This is a genomic window from Parabacteroides sp. AF27-14, assembly GCF_003635425.1.
GTDB classification, from domain to species: Bacteria; Bacteroidota; Bacteroidia; order Bacteroidales; family Tannerellaceae; genus Parabacteroides; species Parabacteroides distasonis.
In genome coordinates, this window is the sequence record NZ_QTLZ01000009.1 from 48,118 (window position 1) to 72,108 (window position 23,991).

A 23,991-nucleotide genomic window follows, 5' to 3' on the forward strand; every position below is an offset into this window, starting at 1 on the left:
ATTTACAGAATAGCGGGGAAATCAGCGGCGGACACCCCGGCTGCGCTTGGGCTTGTCGGGCTGTTCCTGCTTCTGTGCCTGTTTCCGGCCCTCTTTCTGCTCCTGCTTGCGCTCCTGCTGCTGTTTCTGCTCCCCGGTGGGGCGCTGCTGTGCGGATTGCAGGGCTTCTTTCAGGTTGCGGGTCGCCTCTACGGTCTTGCCCTCGGAATTGACCGCCACCTGCACCTCGTTCTCCACAGCGGGCTTGACACGCCCCTCTTCGAGTGCCGCCTTGTAGTCCTTGGGGAACATGAAGGCGGGCTTCTCGCCGGGCTTCCATGTGATGTAGCCTTGGTAGGCTTTTCCTTTCTTGTCCACCAGACCGGAGACCTTGACCGTTCCCCCGGCTTCGAGTTCGAAGCGGGACTTCTCGGTAAGCTCCTGCTTGCGGAAAGTCTTCGGCACCTCCTGATTGGCGGTCTGTTTCAGGTTCGTCTTGTACGCATCCATCGCCAGCTTGCCCCGGTCGCCGAAGAGAAATTCGAGCTGCATCTTGGCTGCGCTGAACTGTACGGGAGCCGGGTAGATCTTGGGTTGCTCCCCCTCCTTGGCTCTGGAAAGGAACTGGCAGACCACCGCCTCGCCCTGTTTGAGCCGGGCTATTTCGTCCGGGGTGAAGGTATGCCCGTTCTTCTCCGCCGGGATATTGACCTTGGAGAGCGGGAAAGCGACCAGCTCGTTGGTCTTGAGGTTGCGGCTGACAAGGGCTTCGACCTGCTCGCCCGCCCGGTTGGTGACGGTCGCCGGGTGTCCCATGTTGCCCGTCTGCCGGAGCACCTGCTTGTCGGAGTCGGTGATGTCGTAACCGAAGAACTGCTTCTGCATCTTCTCCGGGTCGAGGATGCCGTGGCTGCAAACGGTCAGCCTGCCGTCCGTGCCGGGTTTGAGCGAGAGCTGGCTATCGTTGCTGTGCGAGATGCCCTCGAAGTGGAAATGCACCCGGACGGTCTTGTCGGTCTGGAAGCCCCGGAGCATCTGGTCGAGCATCCCGTTGCCCTCAATCTGTTCCCGCTGCACGCCGAGGGCAGCGAGGCTGTTCCAGTCGATGTCCTCCGGGCGGTACTTGTACTGCGGGTTCTGTTCGGTCTGCCCGGCGGACTGCTGCGGCGCATCCTCCGGCTGTTGCTGCTGCCCGGCTTGGGTCTGCTGCTGTGCCTGCACGGGCGGCTGCACCTCGTACTGTGCGAGGAGCGGCTCACCTGTCTTGACCGACCGGCTCTCCCGCTGCCGGAAATCGGCGGCTACCCGCTGCACCTCCTCTTCCGGCACACGGAAGAAATGGAAGCGGGTCGGATCTTTCAACTGGCTCCAGAGGTTGGAAAAGAAATTTGAAAACATATCGCCGTGGCGATCCACCCGCAGGAGGTCGTTGTTGTCCTCCAGTGGGTTCTTGGTCTGTAACTCGCCGTCTTTTACTCCGCTGACGGCTTGGAGCGTGCCTTTCTCGTCCATGACGAGCAGGATGTCCATCAACTGCTGGCTGCTGTCCGGTCGTTCGTCCATAATCTAATGTTTTTAAATGGTGAATACTATTGGTTCTCAAACGAAACCGGGCGTAAATATAGAGGGAGAAACACGGGGAACGTGCGAGTCCGGGGCGGGCTGTCCGCACTTGTCGTCCGGTTCGCAGGTTTGTCGCAGCCCTTTCCTGTGAAAAATACCAAAAAATCATGCCCCGCACGCATTTTTCTCCTCCGGGAAACGGCGATAATTCGTTGTTTTCTCTATATTTGTAAAATATGGGTAATGAGGGACACGGTCTGTCATTGCCACCCATGCGATGCGTATGAAAGTCTATCAGAGCAAACCGAGAATAACGCTTTCACCTGCCATCCGTGACGGGCAGAAATACGTGGAAGTGGAGTTCGACGAGGACGATGCCATCCGGCTGTCGCTGTCGAAAGAGAAGGGCGTGCGGTTCGAGGGGGACAGAGCCTACCTGCCGGAAGAAGGCTTCGACCTGTCCGGCTTTTTCGACCGCCATGTGGAAACGGCGTATATCAATTACTCCGCCCTGAAAAACACCTTGCCCAAGAAAAACGGGAAAACCAGCCCCGCCATCCCGCCCGGCTATGCCGAAACGCTGCGACAACTGCGATACAGCGAGCATACCGTCCGTGCGTACACCACTTACTTCAAGGAGTTCCAGCAATACTTTGCGGGAAGAAACCTCCGCTACATCCGACCGGAAGAAATCAACGCCTACATCGTGCACCTGATTGACACACGGGGGATCTCGTCGTGCCAACAGAACCTGCGCATCAACTCGATCAAGTTTTATTTCGAGAAGGTGCTGGGATTGGAACGGAAATGTTACGAGGTAAAGCGAGCCAAACGGGAACGGACGCTGCCCGACGTGCTGAGCAAGGAGGAGATAAAATCCATCCTTGACGCAACCGGTCCGGACATCCGGCTGTTCTGCATGTTCTCGCTGCTCTACTCCGCCGGGTTGAGAATCAGCGAGCTGCTGGACTTGAAGCCCCACGACATCAACGTGAGCCGTTCGCTGATACGGGTACGGCAGGGCAAAGGGAGGAAAGACCGCTACACGCTGCTGTCGAAGCCCCTTGTCAGGAAGCTGACCGAGTACACCAAGCTATACAAGCCGCAGGAATGGCTGTTCGAGCGGTACAAGGGTGAGCCGTTTACGGAGAGCATCGTGTCGAAGAAGCTGAAAGAGGCGGCGAAGGAAGCCGGAATCACCAAGCGGGTGTACCCCCACCTGTTGCGGCACTCGTTCGCCACGCATCTGATCGAGCAAGGCACGGACTTGAAAATCGTGAAAGAGCTGTTGGGGCACAACCAACTGAAAACGACAGAAATGTACGTGCATATAGCCGACACTTTCAAGAGCAGCATCCGCACTCCATTGGATGATATTCTTGAAGGTGATAATGAGATAGTTAAATAAGAAAATAACAGCGAAAACCGCTGATAATTACATGTTACCGATAATAATAAAACAAAGAAAATATGAATGAACGATATGCCAAATGTATTCCATTTGATAAGAATGTAAAAGGCAGGATTGGTGGCAATCCACCTAAATGTATAGAAGGACAAATCCCCAGCGATTATAAATTCTATGCAATATTGGTACATCCTGAAAAGGAAAACGTCATGCTTTCTATCATCATTCACCAAGATTATGATACTCTTATTGACAATAACATATATCCTTCAATAGCAGTAAAAGTAATAGAACATGAATTTTCTGAAATTGGTAATTGCACAGAAAAACGAAATACCAACTTAGGGATGTGTTCTATTAGTGAATATTCAGAAGATAAGGATAGTGAAAATATACTTGTAAAAATAGGTGGAACTCCTATCCTTATTCAAGATGAAGAAAGCTATTATAAAGAATTAGAGGAATATGGTTTTTCTTTTTTCTTGTCAATAGACGAAGACGGATATAGTGAAGATGTTACTATCGGCAGTTATCCTTTCGGATATGGTGCTTTGTATTTGTATAAGCACTGTACAACCAATGAAATAATCGCAGGATTTTGGCAATGTTCATAAAAATATATCGGTAACATGCACCTGTTCCGCCTAACGGCGGCAAGCTGCATCCCATTATAAACTCGTAAAATAAAAATATGATTGAAGCACTGAAAAATATAGGATTCATCGTTACAGAACGATTGGAAAGAAAAGATTTAAGCTCTGATTTACAAAATCGGTACTCCGAACTTCCTGCGGACTATCAGGAGTTTTTACAACGGTTTCAGACAATCACGAATGAAAGTGATAATGTTTGGTTTAATTCCATAGAGGACTTTAACGGAGAAAGCGATAGCGGATTCCGTTGGAATGAATTTGAGCTGATGGGACTTGAGGCGTTGGCAGATGATAAGGAATCCTGTGATATGATACGCCTGTTTTGGGATAGCCATATTCCTATTCTTATGTCAGTAAAAGATGGATACCAATATTTGTGCATAGATTTATCTCCGGAAAATTACGGTAAAATCTATTATGGAGTTGAACCTGAATTTGAAGATTCGGCAGAATTTGTTTGCGATAGCTTTAATCATTTATTAGAAATGTTGTCTTCCAATAAAAAGAATGATATACTGACAAATTTCAAATAGGTTTATAACAAGCAGATAAATCTCTCTGAAAGATTGATTATCCACCGAACATTATAAACTCAATAGATGAATAATAAAGAAATTTATATAAAACTGGAAAAAGCAGTTGGCGATAACAACGTGCAGGAAGTGTCGAATATACTCGACCAACATTCAGATCTGGATTTGAATGATGAGAATTTATATACGCTTCATCCACCTTTATGCCGAGCTGCAAAGAAAGGTTTTTATGAAATTTGCAAGACTTTAATTCAATATGGAGCCGATGTAAATTGTATTAAAGATAGATTATTTTCTCCTTTATGGGGTGCTTCGTCTGGAAACCATTTAGAAATAGTCAAACTATTGATAGAAAATGGTGCAGATATAAATGCTTATGAAAGTTCTACAACAGCAGCTTTGAATGAAGTAGCCGCTAAAGGGCATTTTGAGATTGTTCGCTATCTTATAGAGAAAGGTGCGGATATAAATAGGCTTACTACAACTCTACTTTTTTCTCCTCTTGATTGGTCTATTAGTAGTGGACATAACGAAATAAGCCTTTTTCTGAAGGAAAAGGGTGCGTTGTCCAATATCAACCACGATTATGTATGGTCTGAAGTAGGTGGTGGCATATCCCAACATATAGACTGGAATATTGGCAGAGTTATTCCTAACAAATTCAATGAAATGGAAAATGGTGTATTCAATAGGCTTGCGGTTGTTAATAGAGGCAACAATTCGTTATTGTTCAGTGTAGGAAATTTCCAATATACCCAGCCTTATGTGGAGTTTGTTATTGTGCTTCCGTTTGGCTGGAATCCATACTCTAAAATGGAGAAGACACAGTTCCCTTATATGGTAATGAAAGAATTGACGAACCAAGTCCGTAACGGAAGAACATTCTCTGATGGAGATTTTATATCCAAAACAGAGAAAGGGTTCAACGCAATCTCTTGGTCGGAGAAATTGGCTGGATTCTATGTCGTAGATTATAACTACTCTGATACAGCGAATCAATATGATAACAAAGAGGATATGGTTACTCTTTATACGCTTATTCCTGTAAAAGCTACTAAAAAGGGATATAGCGAACACTCTTTAGAAAAATTGAAGTCTAAGAAATGGAAAGCGATTGAATTGAGTTTATAACAAGCGAATTAATCTTCTAAAAACTCGATTATCCGCCGGACATTACCAATAATATAAAATTAAAAATGAGAAATAAATTAATTGATGAATTGGAGAAAATGATAGAATTACTACATCAAACAGGTTGGCATAAACAAGCGGTTTGGTATGAGAATAAGTTGAAACTAATAAAAGAAGGCGAAGAAGATTGCGAATCATTTTATCAAAATCTCCATGAAATTGATGCCTCACTTTCAGGCATTGGTTCGTTCTCTGATCTACCAATGAAACAAAAATTTGTCTCACTACAATGGAATTTGTCAGAAAGGATTCATCAATTAATTTTAGAAAACATTGGTAACAATCACCTAAACTGCTAAACGCAGTTAGCTGCATCCCATTATCGTCAAGTAAATAGAAGGAAATGAATAAGATTAAAGAAAAATGGTCTGATCCAATATTTCTGGAGCAAATTAGCCCTGTTTTAGAGCAATTTACCCAAAGCAACATCGAAATGTCAAACTTAGATCTATCGGGTATAGAACTTAGTTGCAAATCATCAGTTATTCAGTTGCGTAAAGCATACTTGAAACAATCAAAATTTGAAACAATCAACATGTCTTATTCATTTCTTTCTTGTTCTGTTGTTGAAAGTTCTTTGTACAATGTTGATTTTTTCAGAACGAAATTTGACGGTTGTTTAATGGATAAATCAATTTTCAAAGAATGTAATTTTCGAAAATCTAAGTTGGTAATTAATGCTAATGATGCCATTTTTGAGAATTGTTGCTTTATTGATGCTAAATTTGGTATTACAACATATGGATATGAATATGGTGGCAGGCGGACAAAATTTTATAATTGTGATTTCACCGGTGCTGAATTTAAAAATGTAGAGTTTAGAGCCTCAAAATTCTATAATTGCAATTTTACAAGAACAAGATTTATCAGTTGTGATTTGCGAGGAATTAAATTTGAAGGAAATAAACCTAAAATAGAGCAGTATGAGAAAATGAAAATTCCGGAAATGATTCCTGAATATAATATTTCAAGCCGACGATAACAAGCGGCTCAACCTCCCCTGAAAAGGTCGGTTAGCCACCAAACATTATCAACAATTAAACAGAAACGCAATGACAAAAGAAGAAGCATATATTTTATTAAGTTTTCATTCTTGTAGAAACAATGATATAGAAAATGAGAAATGGGAAAATGGCTTTCTTGGCTTACTTCGTCCATTTCGAGGAAAACTATATGAGTGTAATTTTATGGAGATAATGGAATGTCTTAAAGTTCTTGCGGATGATTTTATGAAGCCGACAATCAATCAAACCCTAATAAGTGATGTGTATAGCATTATACATTTAGGCAGGAGATGGATTGTCGGGGCTAATTTTGTCTCACAAGAACAGCAAAAGCAAATTATTGAATGGATTGATATAATACAAGATTGTTTCTACTACCTGTTAGAAGGAGATGTTGATACTGCGTTTCTTGAATATGAAGAATATAAAATTGATAACAAGGAAAGCTAACTCCTAAACGGCGTTCCTTTCCAACCCATTAGCAACCTAAATAACAAAAATATATGATGAACGAAAGGTTAAAAGCTGAATTTGAAGCATATAAAAACGACTTTGAACTTATAAGGCAACAAATTGAAAAAGAGGTCGTAAGAAATGAATATTATAAAAGTGAGTTTTATGAACTTACCCCATTCTCTTATCAGCGTAATGGTTTCAAACAAGGGAAGCCTGTAAAACGTCATGATACAATAAAAAGTAGCAAAAATCTTTGTATATATGGATTTAATGATCAAGCAAAAATAATTGAAGTAAAGGCTGGTTGTTCGATTGAAAATCAATTCTATCACACCTTCCTATTTTATACTGACAATCTTGTGAAAAGTATTCTCTATGATAATGGCAAACATCTGATGAATGTATGTCATTACTTTTTCAAGGATGGAAAGCTGAATCGGTTGCTACTTTGTGGTAATTATGGTAGCCGTGAAGAGAGTTACATCTATGATGGAAATGTCTTGACACATATTGAAATCAAACAGTATAATGAAGAGGGGGAAAACGCTGGAGGCTTGGTTCACATATTCCAATATCAGGACGATGGGGCTTTAGACTCCATCACCAAATCATTTCCAAATGGATATTCTGAAATAATCTATAAAACAAAAAGAGGTTGCTAACAAACAGATGAAACATTTAAGGTGGTTTATCTGCCGGACATTATCTGCCAGAATAAAATAACAATAAAAAAGAAAAAACAATGATTAGGTATATTGAGAAAGGCGACATATTCCGCATTGAGGGTGTAAGTAGTTATGCGCACGGATGTAATTGCGCCGGTGCAATGGGTAAAGGCATTGCCGTGCAGTTCAAAGACAAATATCCAGATATGTATCTTGAATATAAGCTATTGTGTAAAGAAAACAAGTTTTGCCCCGGAGATGTATTTGATTATGATTATGGCAACGGGCATATATATAATCTTGGCACTCAAGCAACGTGGCGAACACGAGCTAAAATAGAGTATATCGAAAAGGCACTGATACAGATGCTTGAGTTAGCCAGTGGTGATAATGTAACGGCAATAGCCTTACCTGCAATCGGTGCTGGATTAGGAGGATTAAAATGGGATGATGTAAAAGCTGTTTTGAACAAAGTTTCAAACGATTATCCTAACGTTGATTTGTATGTAGTTGAAACTTATCAAAGTGAATAGTGGCAGATAACAAGCGGATCAATCTCCCCAGAAAGGTCGATTATCCGCCGGACATTATCGTTGTTTACATTAGAATCAAAGAAATGAGAACAATAGAAGATATGAAACTTGAATTATTGAGTGATGACTCAAACAGGTTTATACAAGCTCTAATAGATTATGACATAAATAGTAAAGATAAATATGGGAGTAATCTACTTCATTACTATATAATGAATTACAAGAGTATCGTACATCCCGCAGGTGTAATTATACCCGAATTTGTAAAAAAAGGGTTGGATATAAATGAAAAAAGGAAAGACGGACGCACTGCATTATATCTTTCTGTTCAATATCAGTTGAAAGGTATTTTTGAATTACTCCTGAATCATAATGCAGATATAGATATGCAAAATGCAAATGGTAATACTCCTTTATGGGAAGCTGTTATGCAATACAAGGGAGATGGCTTTTTTATCGAACACCTTTTGAAAAATGGAGCTAATCCCGATATAGAGAACAACAATGGAGTATCTCCTAAATCATTGGCAAGAACTATCGCAAATTATGATGTAAGAAGATTCTTTAACAATGATAACAAACAGCAAACCGACTGAACAAGCGGCACGCTGCCGGACATTATCATCAAAAGATAAATAATGAAAGATATGAATAACATACCGGGTTATGAAAAGATGTATGGTATTGAATTTCTATATATTCAAGGTGAGCCATCCTCAAATTTCAAAAAAGTAACTTCAAATTTCGACAAAGTAACAAGATTTGTTCAGCCTTCATTACCTAAAGGTGGAGGAGTTTCAGAAGAAGGTTGTTGTATTACAACACCTGATGGCAATAAGTTTTATGCAGTAGAATACCACTCTGATATATTAGGTTGGAGAAAACAAATAACGCAAGGAGCAAGTATGTTGAATTTATTGACGGGAAAAATCAACAATGACAATATTGAATTGTCTAATGGACGAAGTTACACTTTATCGGACTGTATAGTTGAATTTTATTAAATTGATGATAACAAACAGATAAAACATTTAAGGCTGTTTATCTGCCAACCCATTACTAACTTGCAAAAAATATGGTAAATCGAATAGAAATTGAAAGACTACTTCAAAGTAAAGAATTGAAAGAACTATGGCAAACAATTCAACAAGAGTTGCCACAACTTTATTTCTGTAAAGAAAATGACTCTTGGGAGGAAGCACGAATTGATAACCTTGAAGATTACATCTCCGAATGTAATACTTTGCTCTGTAAGTGTAACTTTCAAGAATTATCAATAAAAGATTTATATACTTATCTTTTATCGGATAGTTTTAGGGCTTTTTGCAAATACGTGCTTTTAGAGTGGGAAAACGAAGAAATTGTTATAGATGAGTCGGAGCGAGATTATATATTAAATGAACTTGAAATCTCGGAAGACGAATATAAGCAGCGTTGTAAAACGCATGATTATCTTGATGTTGCAAATTGTTTAATAGATTATTATTTACTGAATAAGCATCCGGATATTTTACTTGAATATTATAAAATGCAAGGATATAAAGAATCGGAACAGATGTTCAAAGATAAAATAAATCTCTATTCGATGTGTAAACGTTAGTAACAAACAGCAAACCGACTGAATAAGCGGAACGCTGCCAAACATTATCGTTTAATATGGTAAGTAGAAAAGAAACAGTAAAAAGTTGTTGTGTGAATATACTTGATGATGTAAAAAGAATATTAGCGCAACCTTTTGAATGTAGGAAGACTTCTCTTCCTGATGGTGCATTACATAATGTACAAAAAGAATTGGAAAATATGATTAATGCGATTGATAAAGATATTTACTCGTTTACACCAAGTTATGGCAAATATCTAATAGATTGTTGGCTTGGAGATGAATTAGTAGATAAACTTCTTGATGTTTCTTTTCAATATGAAAAACTAATTAAGTTGAAATAAACGATAACATACGGATTAATCTTCCAAAGGTCGATTATCCAACAAACATTACTGACTGAAGAAATAAAAAGGAAATATGGAAAAAGAATTAAGAAAAATCCTTTTAGAAATAATAGAGTTATTAGAATTTGTGGGTGAAACTGGTTGGATAATCACTCTCAAAAGATTGTATGCAGCCAATGTTTCTTCCCCAAAGGATTGGCTAAGAGAAATTAAAGGTCTATTTGGTGGAATGGGATCATTTACAGATTTGGTTTTAATGAGAAATGGTATCATTTGCATTGATGAAAACAATAGATTAGACCAGCTACGTGATAGATTATACAATAGAATGGTACAATTTTTTGTTGAACTTAATAATTCAGAGAAAAGTCAGTAACATACGGATAAATCGACCTTTTCAAGGTCGATTATCCGCCAGACATTACCTATAAGAATGAATACGAAAGAACTTATTAGAAAATTGGAGCAAATGACAGAGCTATCGGAAAGTAGGAATGAGTTTTATAAGAAACTAATACATTCCTTCCAGAATGATGCTGATCCACAAATCTATGATAAGATATATTCTAATCTTTGCGGATTATTAGCGCATGGAGATTTGAATAATAAAGAATATGACTTACTGAAAGAAGTTTTATATGAATTAGAAAGGATATAAGAATTAAAAGAATGTATCAGTAACATGCACCTCAATCGCCCATAAAGGTCAATTAGCTGCCAGACATTACCAATTGAAAATAACGAAAATAAAATAAGCTATGTATAAGATAAAGACATCAGAACTACTTTCTGAAAAAGGTATCGCTGAAGAATTGACAAGTATTGAAGTTGTCAAAAACATATCTGATGATTTGTTTGAAACTAAACATCATTATCTTATGGCAGCTTACTCACTCGAATATAAAATTGAGTTCTCTTTTGATAAAGTAAATAATATGTGTCAATATATTATGGTTGAAAGAAACGACATTAATAGAGAAAAGCAAAATATCAATATTGAATTTATTGACGATATATTCATTCTTGGACAACATATAGATGGTGTAAAAGATAAATTCAAGAATAATATTTCCAAGAATGGTTCTATAAGAATTGGTAATATAGAACTATTTTTCGAGAAACACAAAGTTGATAGCTTATATTATTTCCCAAAACAAAACATTGGTAACAATCAACTTAACAGCTAAATTTTGTTAGCTGAAACACATTATGTATCTTAATAAAATTCAATATGATATATATTCGTAAACAAACTTCACAGGAAATTGCAAATATAACCATAGTACAAGGAGAATCAATACAATTGTTTGGTACACAGGGCTATACTGTGAGTCAATTGCAATCCATTAATAAATTGCTTGGAATGAATGATTGTATGATATGTATTGATTGTGATTTAGGAATAAGTCAAGAAGATGAAGATTTGATATACAATCTCAATATTATTGAATTTTTGAGTAATGTACGGCATTTACTTGTCTCCAACTTTCCGCATAAAGCAGAATTGGATTCTATTGATTTTGTTCAATATACTCCATTACTGCAAAGTCTTTCAATTTTAGGTCTGATTAAAAGAAGCATATCATTGCAGAGCCTGCAAGAGTTAAAGTTCTTAGATACTCTTAATTTTGGAGACTATTTGGAAATTACTAAAAAACAACTTTCTGTCATTAACAGTTTGACAAATCTTAAAGAATTGGAGGTCAAAAAAATGGACGCATCGAGTCTGAATCCTAACTTCAATATGAAAAAGTTATCCATATTCTCCAAACTGACAAACGGGGAGTGTTTGCCTGACAAATTTCCGAATTTGGAATATCTGTATCTGAAAAGGCAGACGAAATGCTCGGATTTTTCGTGGATATCTAAATTGGTTAATCTGAAAAGACTTTATCTGCACTGGACTTTCAGTCTTGAGACCTTGCCAGACTTGTCAAAACTGAGCAACTTGGAATTGTTGGAGTTGGCAGGCTGCCCGAATCTGCGCTATGGTATAGACAGTGTCAGATATCTTCCGAAATTGCAGCGTTTTGTCGCAACGGAACTAACATGTCTAACAACCGAAGAGTTGGAAAAAACATTATTTCATCTGAAAACCTTGAAATCTGTATATATTTATTTCAGAAATAATAATGCAGAGAATAAAGCAATGGAAAAGTTAATGAAAAAATATAATTGGGTAAGTCATCCCAACTTATAAAGATACATAACAAGCGGCTTACCCTCCCCTGAAAAGGTCGGTTAGCCACCGGACATTACTAACAAGGGAAAAATAATATGTGTCAATACAAATCAATATGTAATCCTATAATAGAGCTTACAACACTTTTACAGAGTTGTGGTTTCACAATAGAAAAACAAGAACTTAAAGATTGGCATTTCAATGAGTTTGAGATTGTGATGAAAGGAAAGAAATTACAACTTCCAATGATAGATATAGAAGGTATAGAACAACATAGCGACAATATCTATTGTTGCAAATGTCATTGGTCTGTTGTAAAACTGATAATGAATTGACACAATAAAATGTTAGCAGCAAACAGCACTACTGCTTAAAGCGGAACGATGATGATGTTTCGGCTTCTGCCGTGAAATGGAAATTAGCCGATATGTAAGTAATCCCAGAGATAGAACCGATGCTTATTCTCCTGCCGTTTATCATGCCCAATGTATAAATCCGAGGTGAAACATCAGTGCGACATTCACCACAGTCAGAGCGATAGCGATAAGGACTATTTTGGCGAGCTTCCTGCCGGGATGTTTCATCTTTCCGTAATATTCACGGAGTGCTTCACGCTGCCCGGCTGTGTAGCGGAGCTGGCAGAACAAGTCGGGAAGAAAGCAGAGCATCATCACTACGGCAAAAGCAACAATCCAACTGAAATAGCGAAACATCAACGGTATTCCAAGCGGTACGAGTATGGCAAAGAGCCAGCAAAAGAACAACAGCATACGCCCGTTAAGGTTGGTATGCTCCCTTTCGTGCCATATCTCGGCTACATACCACATATAGTCGATGAAGCAGATCCGGTATTTGCGATTGTCCTTATCCATATCATTACAAAAATAATGTATTTTGCCCACTTAACCATTACTTCATGCCGAAAAACACCATACCCGATAAAAAGGACCTCGCCGGCTTGTTCTTGCCGACGGGGTATTTTTATCCTCACTTGTCCTTAATCAGATGCGACAGCTCCGGGTCTGCCTTGATGCGCCCGATCTCGTCGGCGACAATCTGCCTGACCTCGTTCTTGATGCGGTAGTAGTTGGCGTCGATCTGCTGCTGCATGGTGTCGTTGCCGTCCTTGTCGGTGAAGTCGATGATCTGCGGTATCTTCACGTAGCGGGCGGTCTCCCGTCTGACCTTCTCGTTATCCACGACAATCTCGGCATGGAAAATCTTCTGCTCGATGCGCTCGTCGAAGTTGTCGGCTACCGCCCCGACGAACATGCCCTGCGTGAGGTTAGAAATCTTGCTCGCCGGAATGAGGCTGTCCATCTGGGTGTTGATGGAGACGGAGGTCTCGTTCCGGTTGATGGTCATGTTCTGCCGTTTCTGCAAGACCTTGCCGAAACGCTCGGACAGTGTCTTGGCGGTTTCGGCAACTACCTGACCTGCAAATACATTGCCGACGGTATTACAGATTACAGCGGACTCTTTGTCTCCGTAATCACGCTTCAACTGGCTGAAATCCTGAAAGCCGAGCATGACGGCTACCTTGTTGCTTCGGGCGGTGGCAATCAGGTTATCCAGCCCACGCATATAGATGGTGGGCAGCTCGTCGATAATCACGGCGGATTTGAGCCGTTTCTTCTTGTTGATGAGCTTCACGATACGGGAGTTGTACAGTCCCAACGCCGCCCCGTAGATGCCCTGCCTGTCGGGATTGTTACCGACTACCAGCACTTTCGGCTCTTCGGGATTGTTGATGTCGAGGGTGAAATCGTCCGCCGTCATCACCCAATAGAGAGCCGGGGAAATCATGCGGGAAAGCGGTATCTTGGCACTGGCAATCTGCCCCTGCAACTGCTCCACCGCCGAGGATTCCCATGCGTCCATAAAGGGAGAAAGGTAGTTCTCCAGCTCCGGGTACGAGGTCAGGATAGGGAAAATGTCGGCGTACTTGCGGTTCAGGAACTCGATGGCATGGGGAAAGGTGCAATACTTGCCGTTCTTGTAGATTTTGAGATACCATATAATACTGGCTAACAAAATGATAGGCGATTCCACGAAGAAGTCGCCCTGCTTGGAAATCCACGTGCGGTTCAAATTTAACATAATCGTGTAGGCACTCTCGTAGGCATCGGATATGTCGGTCATGAAGTCGGGGTGGATGGGGTTACAGCGGTGGCTCTCCCTCGGATTGTCGAAGTTTATCACGTAGAACTTGGGCTTGACCTTGTAGCCGTCCAAGTGGGCGAGCAGGTGGTTGTAGGCTATCTCGGAGAGGTCGGGGTACTTGAAATCATACAGGAAGAGCGAATAGCCCTTCTCGATGGTCTGTTTTATGTACTGGTTGATAATTGCATAGGACTTGCCCGAACCGGGCGTGCCCAAGACCATCGTCGCACGGAAGGGATTGACAAGGTTGATCCATCCGTCATACGCCCTGCCCCTGAACCAGAAGCGGGTGCGGAGGTTGACGGAATACTCGTTCTCCTTCAGCTCGGTCTCCTGCATGAAGGATTCGTTCTCGACATTGAACACGTCTTCGAGCAGGTCGGTCTTCAGCAGGCGGGACATCCACAGCCCCGCCATGAGCAGGCAGATATACCCGGCGGTAAGGGTGGCGATATACAGCACGGTGCCCGCCGGAAGCGGCAGAGGAAGGGCAAGCAGCCACCCGTTGCCGAAAAAGAGCAGCAAGCCGGACACGCCGCAAAGGATGATCCTGCGCCACGTGATTTTCTGCTCCTTCACGCCCTTTGTGCCGAGGCAGCTAAGGGCAAGGAACAGCACGGAGAAGAGCTTCGTCCAGAGGATATTGGAGAACAGCCCGGCGGTACGCTGGAAGCCGAGCAATATCCTATCGACCACACCGATGTCGATGCCCCACTCCCGGACGGACTGGTAACAGAACCAGTAAATATTTACCACTACAAATAAAATGCTTATCGCACGCATGAACTCCATGACTTTGGCGAGTCCACGCAAATCGTCTTCGTTTTGCATAATTCGTTGAAAATTAATGATAAAACTTCGTTTTATTATGTATATGTACTTTTTCTTTTGTCTTGACACAAAAGAAAAAGATACCAAAAAGAAAAAGTCAAGACTGCATTTTCTCGCTACTCCACTTCGCAATTTTCGGGGACAAAAAGAACTCGCTACGCTCAAACAGCTTTTTGTCCTTATCCGAAAATCGCTGCGTTCCGCTTTACGCTGCGAAAATGAGGTCGGTATGCCATGCGGATGGGCATTGGGCATTGTTACTGTTGCCTTCCATATTTGCGTTTTTTCTTCCTTTTTCGGGGCGGTACGGGCTGGTCGCCGGACGCTCCGCCGGGTACGGGGGCAAAGAGGTTGAAGGCGGCCGCCACGTTCTGGGTGGTGCCGTCCTTGTGGTCGGGACGGTAGCCCGTGTGCTGCTCCTGCCATTCGGTGATGTGGGAATGTTCCGGCTGGTGCTGTTGTGATGCCAGTCCGGTGGTATCCTGCCCGGCGAAAAGGTCGTTGAACACGCCTGCGGAGAACTCCTTGCCCAGACGGGAGCCGTTGAAGACGGCTTTGGCGGCATGGTCGATGAAGGTCGCCCCATAGATGCGCCCGGCATCGTTGGTGCGGAATACCACGCCTATTCCCTGCCGCATGAGTTCCCGCTCGAACTGCGCCCGGTCATGCCCTGCGGTCTGCATGGCGGCTGCAACCTTTCCGGCGGTGGCGGCGGCGACCTCCCTGTGGGTCTTTTCCCATGCGGCAGCGTTATGCATCCGCCTTTCGAGGGCTGCGACGCCCGCCTCCTTGCCGAACACGGAGGACTTGAAGGGCTTGCCGACCTTGTTGCCCTCCCTGTCGGTTGCCGAATAGGTCAAGCCGTGATACTCCCGCCCGCCGTATTCCCCCTTCACCTCGTCCACCGTGATGCCGTAAAGGGAAAGGACGGCACGGTATTCGCCCAATGTACGGAAACGCCACTCCCGGGCAATCGGGCGGATGACTCCCGCCAACTGCCCCTTGAGGTTGCCGTCCCCGTAACCGACGGGCGACAAGGGCAGCCCCTCCTTCCACTGCTTGGGCGTAGCCGGGACAAGACCGAACTGCCGTTCCAGCTCCCGGCATACCTTCATCGAACGCCCGTGCTCGTAGCTGTCGGAAATCGCCCGTCCGGTTTCGTCCACCCGGACGGAGACGATGTGCAGGTGCTCCCGCCCGATGTCGTTGTGGCGATAGACGATATAGGGCTGGTCGCCGAAGCCCATGCGCCGCATATACTCCTCCGCCAAGCTGACAAACTGCTCTTCGCTCAAGCAATCCTTCGGGTCGGGATTGAGGGAGATGTGCAGGACGGGCTTCTCGGTCTTGCGGTTGGCGGTCAGGTAGTCGCCGAACGAGCGGGAAAGATGCCCTATCGTGTAAGGATTATCGCCCTGCGGCTCGATAATCCGGCTGGTGAAAAGCACGTCGGCGTGCCGCTCGTCCACCTTCAACTGGTTGTAGGCAAGCACCCCGTACAGGCTGCTGCCATGCGAGATCTTGGCTATCATCGGACGGGGTATTTGCTTTGGAACTCCTCCACCAGTGCGGAAATCCGCTTGCTTAACTCGACCAGTTCGAGGGTGTGCCGCTCCAGCTTGTAGAGGAAAGCGAGGGCTTTCTTCTCCGAGAAATTGGATTTGAGCGCACGCACGCATTGGTTGTAGTTCGTGCCTATGGCACGGAACTGCGAGTGGAAAGTGGTCAGGCGCATGTAGAAATCCTGCGTCCCCTTATCCAGTTTAATGACCTTAATCTCCCTGCCAAAAAGTGCGGAAACGATAAACTCCGCCTTGGTCGCCTTGCCCGACTCGTCGAAAAGCGCGAGGAAACGGGCGTTGTCCCCGTCGTCCAGACGGAACACGTAGCGGTGGCGCATCTTGTCGGGCTTGGGCTTTCGCCCGTGGTTGCCCGCATACTTCTTCTGGTTGTCCATCATCCTGTAAAATTTTAAGTGAAACATGGTCTGAAAACGCCGTATGCCTACGGCTCTCCCCCGTGAGCAGCCCCCGACTCCGGAGGGGGATGCCACATCGAGGGGGCAAGGTGGTGGTGAGGCACGAAATTCATTTCGAGTGCCGCAGCACACAACTTGCCATTTTCGTTTGAAAATAAAATCCGTCCTGCCGGACAGATTGGGGATGCCCTTGCCTGCTGCGGAGTGCCGGGGCACTCCCTCGGGCGGTTGCCGCTCTTTTCCATTCTTACTCCATTTTGGTTTCCGCATGCAAAGTAACAGCCCTTTTCCCGTCCGGACACCATGCCCGGATGCGACAAACCTACGGGTGGGAAGACAATGCACGACACGCTGATAATCAAACGGATAAACTACCGGTATTTTGATATTCCTTTGCGCCGTGGAAGCGGTGAAACGACTGTCCGGATAGACAAGGAAACAACCGGATAGCCGACCGGACGGACAGCCGAACGGCTGACGGTCTTGCCGGACAAACGGACGGACAACCGGATAACCAGCCGGACGATCGGCTAAACAGCCAAACGGTTAAATGACTAAACGGCTAAACGGTCAAACGGCTGAACAGCCGGATGATTGGATGGATGCCGGGCTGAATGTATGACCGGATGAATGAACGAATGAACGGACGGATGAATGAACGGCAGAGTAGCTGAAAAGCTGACCGATTGAGTGAACAGAGAAGCGGCTGCACGGGCAGCCGGATGAATAACCAACAGAATGACGATATGGACAGACAGACATTGAACGTGGCTTTCGCCACACAGAAAGGCGGCAGCGGCAAGACGGCTATCACGGTGCTGGTGGCGGGCTACCTGCACTACCGCTTGGGGTGTCCGCTGGCGGTGATCGACTGCGACTTCCCGCAGTACAGCCTGTACGAGATGCGGGAGCGTGACAGCCGGGCGGTACTGGAGAACGAATACCTGAAACGGGCGGCTTACGAACAGATGCGGCAGCCGGGGCGTGCCGCCTATCCGGTGCGCAAGTGCCGGGTGGAACAAGCCCCCGACACGGCAAGGGAGCTGGCGGCGGAAGGCTGCTACGACCTGCTCTTCTTCGACCTGCCGGGCACGGTGAACTCGGCGGGCATCCTGCGCACGATCGCACAGATGGACTACATCTTCGCCCCGGTGAGTGCGGACAAGGCGGTGCTGGAAAGCACGCTCTCCTTCCTCGACGTGCTGCAACGGATGATGCTGGGCAAGGAGACGAGCCGCCTGAAGGGGCTTTACCTTTTCTGGAACCAAGTCGACAAGCGGGAAACGAGCGGGCTGTACGAGAAGTACGGGCAGGTGGTCGCCGACATGGGACTGCCGATGCTGCAAACCCGCATCCCCGACACGAAACGCTTCCGCAAGGAGGCGGACGGCACGGGACGGACGGTGTTCCGCTCCACGCTGCTGGCTCCCGACAGGCGGATGCTGGCAGGCAGCGGCATCCCCGAACTGACCCGTGAGATAGCAACCATCCTCAAACTGGAAGGCTATGAAGAAACAGCGGAATGAGAAGCCCATCGACGAGGAGCTGCTGATGCGGATGATGGCGGGCGAGGCGGCAGGGACGGGAGAACCGGGAACCGGAAAGGTTGAAACCGCCGTGCCGGTGGAGAAGGCGCAGGAAGGGAAGGCGGCGGACACAAGACGGCGCAAGGGAAGGCAGGCGGACTACGAGACGACCTTCCTCAAGGGCATGGACATCCCCGCCCGCTACGGCAAGCCGGTCTATGTGCGCCGTGAGTACCACGAGCGCATCGCCAAAATCTCGGTGATGCTGACGGGCGGCAAGGTGTCGCTCTCGGCATACATCGACAACGTGCTGGCGCAGCACTTCGAGCAATACCGGGAGGAGATCGAGGCGGCATACGCCGGGAAACTGGAGAACCTCTTTTAAAAAGGAAGGAGGAAACGGCATGATACTGAAATTATCGCTCACCGTCCTGCTGCTCTATTACCTCGCCGTGCTGTGGAAATACTACCGGCAGGACATCGCCGGGATGTTCGGTACAGCGGAGACGGACGAAGGCACGGACGAGCCGGATCAGGAGCCGGGGCAACCGGGCGAGCCGTACACGGTCATGGGAGAAAGCACCTACCTGCCCTTCGCAGCGGAGGACGGGGAGGAAGCGGCAGCCGGAGCCGTGGACGAACCCGCCACGGAGGACGACGGGGCGGACTACTCCGACATCGAGCCGGAGGAGGACGAGGAGGAGACGGACTATGAACCCACGCCGGAGGAGATCCGGGAACTGGAGGAGGAAGAGGAATTAGGGGCTTATTACCCGGACGGCAACCCCGACTTCGCCACGGGGTACTCCTTCGATGACCTGAAAAAGGTGCGCCGGGTACTGGTGTCGGACGATGCGGGCGAAAAGGCGGAGCGGGAAGCCCGTGAGGTGCTGCCGTCCGTGATGGGGTCGGACATCTGGGAGGCGATGCTGGACGAGTTCGAGGGCGCACGTGAGCGTGTCGCCCGGCTGATGGACAACCATAATGTTTAATTAAAATTTTAAAGACAAATGAAACAGAAAAGAATCTTTTTTACGGCGGCCTGCATACTGGCTGCCGTGGGCGCAATGGCGCAGGGAAACGGGCAGGCGGGCATCACCGAAGCCACGCAGATGGTCACCTCGTATTTTGAGCCGGGGACGAAACTGATTTACGCCATCGGTGCGGTGGTCGGCTTGATCGGAGGGGTGAAAGTGTACGGGAAGTTCAGCGCCGGCGATCCGGACGTGAGCAAAGTCGCCGCAAGCTGGTTCGGAGCCTGCATCTTCCTGATCGTGGCGGCTACCATCCTCCGTTCGTTCTTCCTGTAAAACAGCGGACTATGGACTTGGAAATCAACAAGGGGATCGGCAGGAACGTGGAGTTCAAGGGGCTGGAAAGCCAGTACCTCTTCATCTTCTGCAGCGGTCTGCTCGCCGTGTTCGTGGTGTTCGTCATCCTGTACATGGCGGGCGTGAACCAGTGGGTGTGCATCGGCTTCGGCGTGGCTGCGGCTACGCTGCTGGTATGGCTGACCTTCCGGCTGAACGCCCGGTACGGCACGCACGGGCTGATGAAGGCAGCCGCCCGCAGGCGGCATCCGAGGTACGTGGTGAACCGCCTGAAAATCCCCCGATTATTCACCTTTAAACACTGGCAAGAATGAGAAACGTAATGAAAGCGGCGACGCTCGAAAGCAAGTTCCCGCTGCTGGCGGTGGAGAACGGCTGCATCGTGAGCAAGGAGGCGGACGTGACGGTCGCCTTCAGGGTGGAACTGCCGGAACTGTTCTCCGCCACGGGAAGCGAGTACGAGGCGGTCCACTCGGCTTGGCACAAGGCGGTGAAGGTGCTGCCGGAGTATTCCATCGTGCACAAGCAGGACTTCTTCATCGAGGAGAAGTACCGGCCGGAAACGGACAGGGACGACCTTAGCTTCCTGAGCCGGAGCTTTGAGAGGCACTTCAACGAACGCCCGTTCCTGAACCACTTCTGCTACCTGTTCCTTACCAAGACGACGAAGGCACGGAGCCGTCAGGAAAGCACGTTCTCCACCCTCTGCAAGGGCAGGCTTGTCCCCAAGGAGATCGAGGACCGGGAGACGGTTACGAGGTTCATCGAAGCGGTCGGTCAGTTCGAGAAGATCATGAACGACAGCGGGCTGGTGACGCTGCGCCGCCTCACGACGGACGAGATCACCGGCACGGAACGGTCGGCGGGCATCGTGGAGAAGTACCTCTCGCTCTCGCAGCACGACACGACGGTACTGAAGGACATCCAGTTGAACCCGGAGGAGATGCGCATCGGCGACGACATCCTCTGCCTGCACACCCTCTCTGACACGGAAGACCTGCCGGGCAAGGTGGCGACGGACAGCCGCTACGAGCGGCTCTCGACCGACCGCTCGGACTGCCGCCTGTCGTTCGCCGCCCCGGTGGGCTTGCTGCTGGACTGCAACCACTGCTACAACCAGTACATCTTCATCGACGACCACGGGGAGAACCTGAAACGCTTCGAGCAGACCGCCCGGAACATGCACTCGCTCTCCCGCTACTCCCGCTCCAACCAGATCAACAAGGCATGGATCGAGGAATACCTGAACGAGGCGCACTCGAAAGGGCTGACCTCGGTGCGCTGCCACTGCAACGTGATGGCGTGGAGCGACGACCGGGAGGAGCTTAGGCGCATCAAGAACGAGGTGGGCAGCCAGCTCGCCCTGATGGAGTGCAAGCCGAGGCACAACACGGTGGACGTGCCGACGCTCTTTTGGGCGGCGATACCGGGCAACGAGGGGGACTTCCCCTTCGAGGAGAGCTTCTACACGTTCATCCCGCAAGCCCTGTGCTTCTTCACCGAGGAGACGAACTACAAGGACTCGCTCTCGCCCTTCGGCATCAAGATGGCGGACAGGATGACGGGCAGACCGCTGCATCTGGACATCAGCGACCTGCCGATGAAGAAAGGGGTGATCTCGAACCGCAACAAGTTCGTCCTCGGTCCGAGCGGGAGCGGCAAGTCGTTCTTCATGAACCACCTCGTGCGCCAGTATTACGAGCAAAACAGCCACATCGTGCTGATCGACACGGGCAACTCGTACCAAGGGCTGTGCGAGCTGATCCACCGCAAGACCAAGGGCGAGGACGGGATTTATTACACGTACACGGAGGAGAAGCCCATCAGCTTCAACCCCTTCTTCACGGACGACTACAAGTTCAGCGTGGAGAAGAAGGACAGCATCAAGACGCTGCTGCTGGCACTGTGGAAGGGCGAGGACGAGAAAATCACGAAGACGGAGAGCGGCGAGCTGGGCAGTGCGGTGTCGGCGTACATCCGCCGGATACAACAGAACCGGGACATCGCCCCCTCGTTCGACACCTTCTACGAGTACATGCTGAACGATTACCGGAAGGAGCTGGCTGCAAGGGACATCAAGGTGAGCCGGGAGGATTTCAACATCGACAACTTCCTGACCACGCTGCGGCAGTATTACAAGGGCGGGCGCTACGACTTCCTGCTGAACTCGAACGAGAACATCGACCTGCTGCACAAGCGGTTCATCGTCTTCGAGATCGACGCCGTGAAGGACAACGCCGAGCTGTTCCCCGTGGTTACGATCATCATCATGGAAGCCTTCATCAACAAGCTGCGCCGCCTGAAAGGGGTGCGGAAGATGCTGATCTGCGAGGAGGCTTGGAAAGCCCTTTCCTCGCCGAGTATGAGTGAGTATTTGAAATATATGTACAAGACTGTCAGGAAATATTTCGGCGAGGCGATTGTCGTCACGCAGGAAGTCGATGATATTATCTCGTCCCCCATCGTGAAGGAGGCTATCATCACCAACTCGGACTGCAAGATCCTTTTGGACCAGAAGAAGTACATGAACAAGTTCGACGGCATCCAGTCGATGCTCGGTCTGACGGACAAGGAGAAGTCGCAGATACTCTCCATCAACCTCTCCAACCATCCCGGACGGAAGTACAAGGAGGTGTGGATCGGTCTGAACGGGGTGCAGTCGGCGGTGTACGCCACGGAGGTGTCGGCTGCCGAGTACCTGACCTATACCACCGAGGAGAGCGAGAAGACGGAGGTGTTCGCACTGGCGGAAGAGCTGGGCGGCGACTTGGAACTTGCCATCAAGCGGCTGGCAGAGACGAAGTATAAATAATGTGCCGATGCGCTGAAGTGGCGGACAGGTTGCCGGACGGGTTGTTGATTGACCGGACGAACGGCTGAAGGGTCGGATGATTGACCAAACGGCTAAACGGTCAAACGGTTAAACGGCTGGCTGGCTAAACGGCTGGATGTACAAACGGCTAAACGGCATGGAGAGAATAAAATTTTGTAAAACTTAAAAAAACGGAATCAAGATGAGACGATTGAATTTAATCCTGCTGCTGTCGGCGGTGACGGCGGCGCTGGCGTTTGTCATTTCCTGCAAGGAGACAAATGCGGAACGGTTGGAAAAGATGTGCGGCGAATGGGTCAGCACGGGCGGAAAGCCGCCCTTCACCCTCTGGGAAGAGGACGGCAGGTACCGTGTGACGGTCATGCACAGGAACCACACGGGCGGCAGTGAAGCGGAGACCTACCTCGTCCGGGAAACGGAAGGGGTGCTGTTCATCGAGACGGGCTTCGCCGTGATGATGGACTATGACCGGGAGAAAGACCGCATCCGGCTGTCGCCGGGCGGAGAGTACAGGAGAAAGAGTGACGGAACCCTAAAACAGTAAGGACATGAGAACGATAAAGGCAATCATCGTGGGCGTGGCGTGCCTGACGGCAGGTGCGGCCAACGCCCAGTGGGTCGTACACGATCCCGGCAATCTGGCGCAGGGCATCATCAACACGACCAAGGAGATCGTGGAGACCTCCGCCACCGCACAGCACACGCTGGACGGGTTCAAGGAGACGGCGAAGATATTCGAGCAGGGACGGAAGTATTACGATGCGCTCAAGGCGGTGCATGACGTGGTGAAAGGCGGCGTGAAGGTGAAGAAGTCCATCGAGATGGTGGCGGACATCTCGGAAATCTACGTGCGCAACTACCAGAAGATGCTCGGCGACCCGAACTACACGCCGGACGAGCTGTCAACCATCTCGTTCGGGTACGCCAAGCTGCTCTCCGAGAGCGCGGACATCCTGCAAGATTTGAAGAACGTGGTGAACGTGACGGGGATGTCGCTCTCGGACGCCGAGCGGCTGGCGATCATCGACCAGAGCTACAAGCGGCTGCTGGAGTACCGCAACCTCGTGCAGTATTACACGGACAAGAACATCTCGGTGAGCTACCTGCGGGCGAAGAAGAAAAAGGACGCCGACCGGGTGGTGGCTCTCTACGGGGATGCGGAAGACCGTTACTGGTGAGGCGGGCAAATATATAATAATGTATGCGTACATATAA

General features: G+C 47.6%; 31 protein-coding genes. 26 read left to right on the forward strand and 5 right to left on the reverse strand.

What is annotated here, in order from left to right; translation table 11 throughout:
* Positions 1–21 precede the first annotated feature (21 nt).
* Positions 22–1,542: a DUF4099 domain-containing protein gene (locus tag DWY79_RS11070; RefSeq protein WP_118032881.1), complete on the reverse strand. Its 1,521-nt coding sequence runs from the start codon at positions 1,540–1,542 to the stop codon at positions 22–24.
* A 277-nt stretch (positions 1,543–1,819) separates the two neighbouring features.
* On the opposite strand from DWY79_RS11070, the gene DWY79_RS11075 reads away from it, so the two are divergent.
* The 17 genes from DWY79_RS11075 to DWY79_RS11155 all read left to right on the forward strand — a co-directional run bounded on the left by DWY79_RS11075 (position 1,820) and on the right by DWY79_RS11155 (position 12,132).
* Entirely contained in the window at positions 1,820–2,950 is a 1,131-nt protein-coding gene (locus DWY79_RS11075; RefSeq protein ID WP_181979621.1) for a tyrosine-type recombinase/integrase, read from the forward strand.
* Between the two features lie 62 nt (positions 2,951–3,012).
* A complete protein-coding gene (locus tag DWY79_RS11080; RefSeq protein ID WP_117588479.1) occupies positions 3,013–3,564 on the forward strand; it encodes a hypothetical protein in 552 nt (183 codons plus the stop codon).
* 77 nt (positions 3,565–3,641) lie between these two features.
* Positions 3,642–4,136 (forward strand): SMI1/KNR4 family protein, encoded by a 495-nt coding sequence (locus tag DWY79_RS11085; RefSeq protein WP_118032882.1) that lies wholly within the window; start codon positions 3,642–3,644, stop codon positions 4,134–4,136.
* 66 nt (positions 4,137–4,202) lie between these two features.
* Entirely contained in the window at positions 4,203–5,267 is a 1,065-nt protein-coding gene (locus DWY79_RS11090; RefSeq protein WP_032581399.1) for an ankyrin repeat domain-containing protein, read from the forward strand.
* Positions 5,268–5,332: 65 nt separating this feature from the next.
* The gene (locus DWY79_RS11095; protein ID WP_008620111.1) at positions 5,333–5,626 is read left to right on the forward strand and encodes a hypothetical protein; all 294 of its coding nucleotides are present in this window, start codon (positions 5,333–5,335) and stop codon (positions 5,624–5,626) included.
* Positions 5,627–5,670: 44 nt separating this feature from the next.
* Positions 5,671–6,309, forward strand: a complete 639-nt coding sequence (locus DWY79_RS11100; protein ID WP_199487941.1) for a pentapeptide repeat-containing protein — start codon at positions 5,671–5,673, stop codon at positions 6,307–6,309.
* Positions 6,310–6,379: 70 nt separating this feature from the next.
* Positions 6,380–6,781 (forward strand): hypothetical protein, encoded by a 402-nt coding sequence (locus tag DWY79_RS11105; RefSeq protein ID WP_009126119.1) that lies wholly within the window; start codon positions 6,380–6,382, stop codon positions 6,779–6,781.
* Between the two features lie 53 nt (positions 6,782–6,834).
* Positions 6,835–7,449, forward strand: coding sequence for a hypothetical protein (locus DWY79_RS11110; protein WP_118033024.1), 615 nt, complete (start codon positions 6,835–6,837; stop codon positions 7,447–7,449).
* An 80-nt stretch (positions 7,450–7,529) separates the two neighbouring features.
* Complete coding sequence (locus tag DWY79_RS11115) at positions 7,530–7,985, forward strand: macro domain-containing protein (RefSeq protein WP_029427323.1); 456 nt, start codon at positions 7,530–7,532, stop codon at positions 7,983–7,985.
* An 83-nt stretch (positions 7,986–8,068) separates the two neighbouring features.
* Positions 8,069–8,581, forward strand: a complete 513-nt coding sequence (locus tag DWY79_RS11120; RefSeq protein ID WP_007558978.1) for an ankyrin repeat domain-containing protein — start codon at positions 8,069–8,071, stop codon at positions 8,579–8,581.
* 51 nt (positions 8,582–8,632) lie between these two features.
* On the forward strand, positions 8,633–8,989 hold the full coding sequence (locus tag DWY79_RS11125; protein WP_133303576.1) for a hypothetical protein: 357 nt from the start codon (positions 8,633–8,635) through the stop codon (positions 8,987–8,989).
* 71 nt (positions 8,990–9,060) lie between these two features.
* Entirely contained in the window at positions 9,061–9,585 is a 525-nt protein-coding gene (locus DWY79_RS11130; protein WP_118032937.1) for a hypothetical protein, read from the forward strand.
* 56 nt (positions 9,586–9,641) lie between these two features.
* A complete protein-coding gene (locus DWY79_RS11135) occupies positions 9,642–9,929 on the forward strand; it encodes a hypothetical protein (RefSeq protein WP_233527273.1) in 288 nt (95 codons plus the stop codon).
* Positions 9,930–10,005: 76 nt separating this feature from the next.
* Entirely contained in the window at positions 10,006–10,308 is a 303-nt protein-coding gene (locus DWY79_RS11140; RefSeq protein ID WP_118032936.1) for a hypothetical protein, read from the forward strand.
* A 57-nt stretch (positions 10,309–10,365) separates the two neighbouring features.
* Entirely contained in the window at positions 10,366–10,590 is a 225-nt protein-coding gene (locus tag DWY79_RS11145) for a hypothetical protein (protein WP_029427360.1), read from the forward strand.
* Positions 10,591–10,690: 100 nt separating this feature from the next.
* On the forward strand, positions 10,691–11,119 hold the full coding sequence (locus DWY79_RS11150; protein ID WP_118032934.1) for a hypothetical protein: 429 nt from the start codon (positions 10,691–10,693) through the stop codon (positions 11,117–11,119).
* A 44-nt stretch (positions 11,120–11,163) separates the two neighbouring features.
* Complete coding sequence (locus DWY79_RS11155; protein ID WP_118032933.1) at positions 11,164–12,132, forward strand: hypothetical protein; 969 nt, start codon at positions 11,164–11,166, stop codon at positions 12,130–12,132.
* 458 nt (positions 12,133–12,590) lie between these two features.
* Here DWY79_RS11155 and DWY79_RS11165 read toward each other — a convergent pair whose 3' ends face one another.
* The 4 genes from DWY79_RS11165 to mobA all read right to left on the reverse strand — a co-directional run bounded on the left by DWY79_RS11165 (position 12,591) and on the right by mobA (position 17,065).
* Positions 12,591–12,986: a hypothetical protein gene (locus DWY79_RS11165; protein WP_118032932.1), complete on the reverse strand. Its 396-nt coding sequence runs from the start codon at positions 12,984–12,986 to the stop codon at positions 12,591–12,593.
* A 115-nt stretch (positions 12,987–13,101) separates the two neighbouring features.
* Positions 13,102–15,108, reverse strand: a complete 2,007-nt coding sequence (mobC, locus tag DWY79_RS11170; protein WP_118032931.1) for a conjugal transfer protein MobC — start codon at positions 15,106–15,108, stop codon at positions 13,102–13,104.
* 257 nt (positions 15,109–15,365) lie between these two features.
* Entirely contained in the window at positions 15,366–16,640 is a 1,275-nt protein-coding gene (mobB, locus tag DWY79_RS11180; protein ID WP_118032929.1) for a conjugal transfer protein MobB, read from the reverse strand.
* Positions 16,637–17,065 (reverse strand): conjugal transfer protein MobA, encoded by a 429-nt coding sequence (gene mobA, locus DWY79_RS11185; RefSeq protein ID WP_004327358.1) that lies wholly within the window; start codon positions 17,063–17,065, stop codon positions 16,637–16,639. The genes mobB and mobA overlap by 4 nt, the downstream gene beginning before the upstream one ends.
* A 43-nt stretch (positions 17,066–17,108) precedes the next feature.
* On the opposite strand from mobA, the gene DWY79_RS22755 reads away from it, so the two are divergent.
* The 9 genes from DWY79_RS22755 (at position 17,109) to DWY79_RS11235 (ending at position 23,954) form a co-directional block, all read left to right on the forward strand.
* A complete protein-coding gene (locus DWY79_RS22755; RefSeq protein WP_199705225.1) occupies positions 17,109–17,441 on the forward strand; it encodes a hypothetical protein in 333 nt (110 codons plus the stop codon).
* A 391-nt stretch (positions 17,442–17,832) separates the two neighbouring features.
* The gene (locus DWY79_RS11200) at positions 17,833–18,612 is read left to right on the forward strand and encodes a ParA family protein (protein ID WP_009017669.1); all 780 of its coding nucleotides are present in this window, start codon (positions 17,833–17,835) and stop codon (positions 18,610–18,612) included.
* Positions 18,593–18,997: a DUF3408 domain-containing protein gene (locus DWY79_RS11205; protein WP_118032927.1), complete on the forward strand. Its 405-nt coding sequence runs from the start codon at positions 18,593–18,595 to the stop codon at positions 18,995–18,997. Before DWY79_RS11200 ends, DWY79_RS11205 begins: the two co-directional genes overlap by 20 nt.
* 19 nt (positions 18,998–19,016) lie before the next feature.
* The gene (locus tag DWY79_RS11210) at positions 19,017–19,604 is read left to right on the forward strand and encodes a DUF4122 family protein (RefSeq protein WP_118032926.1); all 588 of its coding nucleotides are present in this window, start codon (positions 19,017–19,019) and stop codon (positions 19,602–19,604) included.
* An 18-nt stretch (positions 19,605–19,622) separates the two neighbouring features.
* A complete protein-coding gene (locus DWY79_RS11215) occupies positions 19,623–19,922 on the forward strand; it encodes a DUF4134 domain-containing protein (protein WP_004327362.1) in 300 nt (99 codons plus the stop codon).
* Positions 19,923–19,933: 11 nt separating this feature from the next.
* Positions 19,934–20,257, forward strand: coding sequence for a DUF4133 domain-containing protein (locus DWY79_RS11220; protein WP_118032925.1), 324 nt, complete (start codon positions 19,934–19,936; stop codon positions 20,255–20,257).
* Positions 20,254–22,755 (forward strand): TraG family conjugative transposon ATPase, encoded by a 2,502-nt coding sequence (locus DWY79_RS11225; RefSeq protein ID WP_118032924.1) that lies wholly within the window; start codon positions 20,254–20,256, stop codon positions 22,753–22,755. The genes DWY79_RS11220 and DWY79_RS11225 overlap by 4 nt, the downstream gene beginning before the upstream one ends.
* A 202-nt stretch (positions 22,756–22,957) precedes the next feature.
* Complete coding sequence (locus DWY79_RS11230; protein ID WP_010992658.1) at positions 22,958–23,320, forward strand: DUF3876 domain-containing protein; 363 nt, start codon at positions 22,958–22,960, stop codon at positions 23,318–23,320.
* Positions 23,321–23,324: 4 nt separating this feature from the next.
* A complete protein-coding gene (locus tag DWY79_RS11235) occupies positions 23,325–23,954 on the forward strand; it encodes a DUF4141 domain-containing protein (RefSeq protein WP_004327366.1) in 630 nt (209 codons plus the stop codon).
* The last annotated feature ends 37 nt before the right edge of the window (positions 23,955–23,991 follow it).

Bases quoted from the DNA above. Each gene is read 5' to 3' on its own strand.
- DWY79_RS11165 (WP_118032932.1), bottom strand. From the start codon at position 12,986: ATGGATAAGGACAATCGCAAATACCGGATCTGCTTCATCGACTATATG.
- DWY79_RS11140 (WP_118032936.1), top strand. From the start codon at position 10,006: ATGGAAAAAGAATTAAGAAAAATCCTTTTAGAAATAATAGAGTTATTA.
- DWY79_RS11135 (WP_233527273.1), top strand. From the start codon at position 9,642: ATGGTAAGTAGAAAAGAAACAGTAAAAAGTTGTTGTGTGAATATACTT.
- DWY79_RS11085 (WP_118032882.1), top strand. From the start codon at position 3,642: ATGATTGAAGCACTGAAAAATATAGGATTCATCGTTACAGAACGATTG.
- DWY79_RS11110 (WP_118033024.1), top strand. From the start codon at position 6,835: ATGATGAACGAAAGGTTAAAAGCTGAATTTGAAGCATATAAAAACGAC.
- DWY79_RS11215 (WP_004327362.1), top strand. From the start codon at position 19,623: ATGAAACAGAAAAGAATCTTTTTTACGGCGGCCTGCATACTGGCTGCC.
- DWY79_RS11105 (WP_009126119.1), top strand. From the start codon at position 6,380: ATGACAAAAGAAGAAGCATATATTTTATTAAGTTTTCATTCTTGTAGA.
- DWY79_RS11130 (WP_118032937.1), top strand. From the start codon at position 9,061: ATGGTAAATCGAATAGAAATTGAAAGACTACTTCAAAGTAAAGAATTG.
- DWY79_RS11070 (WP_118032881.1), bottom strand. From the start codon at position 1,542: ATGGACGAACGACCGGACAGCAGCCAGCAGTTGATGGACATCCTGCTC.
- mobA (WP_004327358.1), bottom strand. From the start codon at position 17,065: ATGGACAACCAGAAGAAGTATGCGGGCAACCACGGGCGAAAGCCCAAG.
- DWY79_RS11200 (WP_009017669.1), top strand. From the start codon at position 17,833: ATGGACAGACAGACATTGAACGTGGCTTTCGCCACACAGAAAGGCGGC.
- DWY79_RS11090 (WP_032581399.1), top strand. From the start codon at position 4,203: ATGAATAATAAAGAAATTTATATAAAACTGGAAAAAGCAGTTGGCGAT.
- DWY79_RS11100 (WP_199487941.1), top strand. From the start codon at position 5,671: ATGAATAAGATTAAAGAAAAATGGTCTGATCCAATATTTCTGGAGCAA.
- mobC (WP_118032931.1), bottom strand. From the start codon at position 15,108: ATGCAAAACGAAGACGATTTGCGTGGACTCGCCAAAGTCATGGAGTTC.
- DWY79_RS11220 (WP_118032925.1), top strand. From the start codon at position 19,934: ATGGACTTGGAAATCAACAAGGGGATCGGCAGGAACGTGGAGTTCAAG.
- DWY79_RS11115 (WP_029427323.1), top strand. From the start codon at position 7,530: ATGATTAGGTATATTGAGAAAGGCGACATATTCCGCATTGAGGGTGTA.
- DWY79_RS11095 (WP_008620111.1), top strand. From the start codon at position 5,333: ATGAGAAATAAATTAATTGATGAATTGGAGAAAATGATAGAATTACTA.
- DWY79_RS11150 (WP_118032934.1), top strand. From the start codon at position 10,691: ATGTATAAGATAAAGACATCAGAACTACTTTCTGAAAAAGGTATCGCT.
- DWY79_RS11235 (WP_004327366.1), top strand. From the start codon at position 23,325: ATGAGAACGATAAAGGCAATCATCGTGGGCGTGGCGTGCCTGACGGCA.
- mobB (WP_118032929.1), bottom strand. From the start codon at position 16,640: ATGATAGCCAAGATCTCGCATGGCAGCAGCCTGTACGGGGTGCTTGCC.
- DWY79_RS11125 (WP_133303576.1), top strand. From the start codon at position 8,633: ATGAATAACATACCGGGTTATGAAAAGATGTATGGTATTGAATTTCTA.
- DWY79_RS11155 (WP_118032933.1), top strand. From the start codon at position 11,164: ATGATATATATTCGTAAACAAACTTCACAGGAAATTGCAAATATAACC.
- DWY79_RS11225 (WP_118032924.1), top strand. From the start codon at position 20,254: ATGAGAAACGTAATGAAAGCGGCGACGCTCGAAAGCAAGTTCCCGCTG.
- DWY79_RS22755 (WP_199705225.1), top strand. From the start codon at position 17,109: ATGCCTACGGCTCTCCCCCGTGAGCAGCCCCCGACTCCGGAGGGGGAT.
- DWY79_RS11230 (WP_010992658.1), top strand. From the start codon at position 22,958: ATGAGACGATTGAATTTAATCCTGCTGCTGTCGGCGGTGACGGCGGCG.
- DWY79_RS11120 (WP_007558978.1), top strand. From the start codon at position 8,069: ATGAGAACAATAGAAGATATGAAACTTGAATTATTGAGTGATGACTCA.
- DWY79_RS11080 (WP_117588479.1), top strand. From the start codon at position 3,013: ATGAATGAACGATATGCCAAATGTATTCCATTTGATAAGAATGTAAAA.
- DWY79_RS11145 (WP_029427360.1), top strand. From the start codon at position 10,366: ATGAATACGAAAGAACTTATTAGAAAATTGGAGCAAATGACAGAGCTA.
- DWY79_RS11075 (WP_181979621.1), top strand. From the start codon at position 1,820: ATGCGTATGAAAGTCTATCAGAGCAAACCGAGAATAACGCTTTCACCT.
- DWY79_RS11205 (WP_118032927.1), top strand. From the start codon at position 18,593: ATGAAGAAACAGCGGAATGAGAAGCCCATCGACGAGGAGCTGCTGATG.
- DWY79_RS11210 (WP_118032926.1), top strand. From the start codon at position 19,017: ATGATACTGAAATTATCGCTCACCGTCCTGCTGCTCTATTACCTCGCC.